Raw genomic sequence first — 3,666 nt, forward strand, 5'->3', positions numbered from 1 at the left:
ACAGTACACGCGCCGTATAAACGCGGATATCTCTCTCATCACCAACAAGATCAAATCGGTGACCGGGAAATCACCGCGCGCGTGGGTCTGGCCTTACGGTGCGGCCAATGGCACAACGTTAAACCTGGCTAAAGAGCATGGCTATAAGATGGCCTTCACGCTCAACGAAGGGTTGGCGAATGCCGCGTTTCTTGATGACATCCCGCGCGTGCTAATCTCTGATAACCCCTCTCTTAAGCGCTTTGCCAGCCAGGTCGCTCAGGTACGTGAACCGCAGACGATGCGCGTGATGCATGTCGATCTGGATTACGTGTATGACAAGGACCCTGCTCAGCAGAAGCGAAACATCGACAAACTCATCCAGCGCGTTTATGACATGCGTATTTCTCATGTCTTCCTGCAGGCCTACGCCGATCCGCAGGGCGACGGAAATATTCGCGAGCTCTATTTCCCTAACCGCTGGCTGCCGATGCGTGCCGACCTCTTTAACTATATCTCCTGGCAGTTACAAACGCGGGCAGGGGTGACGGTGTATGCCTGGATGCCGGTTCTGGCTTTCGATCTCGACGCTTCCATCCCACGCGTAACTGCCTGGGATCCGAAAACGGGACGTACAGCGATCAACCGCGAGAATTATGTCCGTCTGTCCCCCTGGAGCAGCGAAGCGCGTCAGCGCATCACTGAAATCTATGAAGACCTGGCCAAACACGCCAGCTTCAAAGGGATTTTGTTCCATGACGATGCTTTCCTGACGGACTTTGAAGACGCGTCACCGGAGGCGTTGGCTGCCTACCGCGCCGCAGGGCTTCCCGGAAGCATTGAGCAAATCCGTAGCAATCCACAGGCGTTCGAGCGCTGGACGCGACTGAAAAGTAAGGTGCTGATCGACTTCACCAAACAACTGACCCAGGCGGTGCGTAATATTCGCGGTCCGCAGGTGCAGACGGCGCGCAATATTTACGCCATGCCGGTACTGGAGCCGGAGAGTGAAGCCTGGTTTGCGCAGAACCTGAATGATTTCCTCAATACCTATGACTGGACGGCACCGATGGCGATGCCTCTCATGGAGCAGATCCCGGCTAATGATGCCAACGCCTGGCTCGACAGATTAGTGAATGCCGTTGCACAAACGCCCGGCGCGCTGGACAAAACCGTGTTTGAACTACAGGCACGAGACTGGCGTAAATCCGGGGACGAGGCTGAAATCAGCGGAAAACAAATAGCCGAATGGATGCGCCAGCTGAAATTAAGCGGTGCAGGTAACTACGGCTATTACCCGGATGATTTCATCAGCGACAAACCTGAGATGTCAGAGATTCGCTCGACGTTCTCCTCATACTGGTACCCGCAAAAATGACCGATCGCATAATTGCTTTCCTGATACTTTGCCTGATGTTCAGCCTGCCGTTTGGCGTGGCGGTCATCTTTACAGGTGAAGTGATGTTGAACTTCGTCTTCTTCTGGCCTTTGTTTATGTCTGCTTTGTGGATAAGCGGCGGGGTCTATTTCTGGTTCTACCGTGAGCGTCACTGGAAATGGGGAGATGACACACCGCCACCGACGCTGGAGGGGAATCCGCTGGTTTCCATTCTGATCCCCTGTTTTAACGAAGGGATCAATGCGCGCGAAACCATTGAGGCCGCGCTGGCGCAGCGATATAAAAATATTGAAGTGATTGCCATCAACGATGGTTCAACGGATGACACCCACGACGTGCTGGAACAACTGGCGGTGGAATACCCCAGTCTGCGGGTGATTCATCTGGCTGAAAACCAGGGCAAAGCGCTGGCGCTCAAGACCGGGGCAGCAGCGGCGCGCAGTGATTACCTGGTGTGTATTGATGGCGATGCGTTACTGGACCGTGATGCCGTTGCCTATATTGTGGCGCCGCTGATCCAGTTCCCGCGCGTCGGTGCGGTGACCGGGAACCCACGTATTCGAACCCGCTCCACCTTAATCGGTCGGGTGCAGGTCGGGGAGTTTTCTTCCATTATCGGCTTGATTAAGCGCACTCAGCGAGTTTATGGGCAGATCTTTACCGTTTCCGGCGTGGTTGCTGCGTTTCGTCGTCGCGCGCTGGCCGAGGTCGGTTACTGGAGCCCGGACATGATCACCGAAGACATCGATATCAGTTGGAAGCTGCAATTGCGCCACTGGTCGATATTCTTTGAGCCGCGCGCACTGTGCTGGATCCTGATGCCTGAAACGTTAAGAGGGCTATGGAAGCAGCGACTGCGCTGGGCGCAAGGCGGCGCGGAGGTGTTTATCGTGAACATGCGCCGCCTGTGGTCATGGGAATATCGCCGTATGTGGCCGCTGTTTTTTGAGTTCTGTTTTTCTACCACCTGGGCGTTTGCCTATGCGATCAGTATCGTGCTGTTCCTGTTAGGGCTGATGATCCCGATGCCGGACTCGCTGTATGTACAACATCTGTTCCCGCCGGCCTTTACTGGGCTAATCCTCGGCGTAGTGTGCTTGCTGCAGTTTGCGGTGAGTCTGATGATTGAGCGGCGCTATGAAAAAGGCATTGGCGCGTCGTTGTTCTGGATTATCTGGTTCCCGGTGGTGTACTGGATGCTAAGCCTGTTCACCACGCTGGTCGCTTTCCCGAAAGTAATGCTCAAACGCAAACGCGGCAGGGCGCGTTGGGTGAGTCCCGATCGTGGAATTGGGAGGATCGAATCATGAGCCAGCCGCTGATCTTTACGGAGCAGCGTTTGCTGCCGCGCATCATTGACGTGTTGTTAACGCTTTTTGCCTGGGTTGGCTTTTTATATTTGATCTATAAAGGGCTGATCACCGCTCTGGCGCACTCACCTTATATAGGCGTGCGACCCTTTTTCACCACGCTGGATACGGTCACGTTTTACATCCTTGTCGCGCTGGTCAACGGACTGGTGCTGATTGGTTGGGCGAAGTACAACCAGTTTCGTTTTCGGGTGGAACGTCGCAGTCGCAGGCCCGGACTGGAAGATCATGAGCTGGCGGAAAGTTTACGTATTACCCGGGAACTGGTGACAGAGCTGAACAAAGCGCGGGTGCTGACGGTTCACCATCATGAAAGTGGTGAAATCAGTCATATCGATGTGGACAGGGATATCGCCGATAACCGTCTACCGCCGCCGACGCCTGCGATGCTGGAGTATTTGCCGCCAGAGCCGCAGCCGTTGTTGCAGAAAAGGCCTGAGTGATATTTCTACTTTCAGTTGCTTCCTTCAGCCTCGCACAGGTCTATGATTAGACCCAGACAATAAAAAAATGCGAGGCAATGTCGTGGATAAGGAACTACTGGATGCCGGTTACCGGGCCTATACCGGCGAGAAGATTGACGTCTACTTCAATACGGCGATATGTCAACATTCGGGCAACTGCGTGCGGGGAAGCGCAGCGCTTTTTAACCTGAAGCGTAAACCGTGGATCATTCCGGATGAAGTGGATGTCGCGACGGTCATTAAAGTGATTGATACCTGTCCGAGCGGTGCGCTGAAATATCGCCAGAAATGAGTGAGGGGACCATGGAAATTCTTGCAGGCCACAACAAATTTTATGTTAACGATGCCGAAGGCAATCAGGTTGCCGAGATTGTCTTCGTGCCGACGGGTGAGCATCTGAGCATCATTGAACATACCGATGTCGACCCCAGCCTGAAAGGCCAGGGGGTCGGTA

Annotated in this window: 5 protein-coding genes; all 5 read left to right on the plus strand. The window is 54.2% G+C overall.

Annotation, left to right across the window (positions count from 1 at the left end; genetic code table 11):
- Positions 1 to 1,357: poly-beta-1,6-N-acetyl-D-glucosamine N-deacetylase PgaB (pgaB, locus tag FDW87_RS12075; RefSeq protein WP_252363136.1), on the plus strand; the 1,357-nt coding region annotated here is incomplete at its 5' end.
- A complete protein-coding gene (gene pgaC / locus FDW87_RS12080; protein WP_016154305.1) occupies positions 1,354 to 2,688 on the plus strand; it encodes a poly-beta-1,6-N-acetyl-D-glucosamine synthase in 1,335 nt (444 codons plus the stop codon). The genes pgaB and pgaC, both read left to right, overlap by 4 nt.
- On the plus strand, positions 2,685 to 3,191 hold the full coding sequence (gene pgaD, locus FDW87_RS12085; RefSeq protein WP_016154304.1) for a poly-beta-1,6-N-acetyl-D-glucosamine biosynthesis protein PgaD: 507 nt from the start codon (positions 2,685 to 2,687) through the stop codon (positions 3,189 to 3,191). The genes pgaC and pgaD overlap by 4 nt, the downstream gene beginning before the upstream one ends.
- A gap of 82 nt (positions 3,192 to 3,273) precedes the next feature.
- Complete coding sequence (gene yjdI, locus FDW87_RS12090; RefSeq protein ID WP_016154303.1) at positions 3,274 to 3,504, plus strand: 4Fe-4S mono-cluster protein YjdI; 231 nt, start codon at positions 3,274 to 3,276, stop codon at positions 3,502 to 3,504.
- 11 nt (positions 3,505 to 3,515) lie between these two features.
- Positions 3,516 to 3,666 (plus strand): N-acetyltransferase (locus tag FDW87_RS22410; RefSeq protein WP_371415027.1); only part of this gene is annotated, 151 nt, incomplete at its 3' end.

Source organism: Citrobacter sp. wls826, assembly GCF_005281245.1.
GTDB lineage: Bacteria > Pseudomonadota > Gammaproteobacteria > Enterobacterales > Enterobacteriaceae > Citrobacter > Citrobacter braakii.

Coding starts and splice junctions, on each gene's coding strand:
- pgaC (WP_016154305.1), top strand. CDS start 1,354: ATGACCGATCGCATAATTGCTTTCCTGATACTTTGCCTGATGTTCAGC.
- pgaD (WP_016154304.1), top strand. CDS start 2,685: ATGAGCCAGCCGCTGATCTTTACGGAGCAGCGTTTGCTGCCGCGCATC.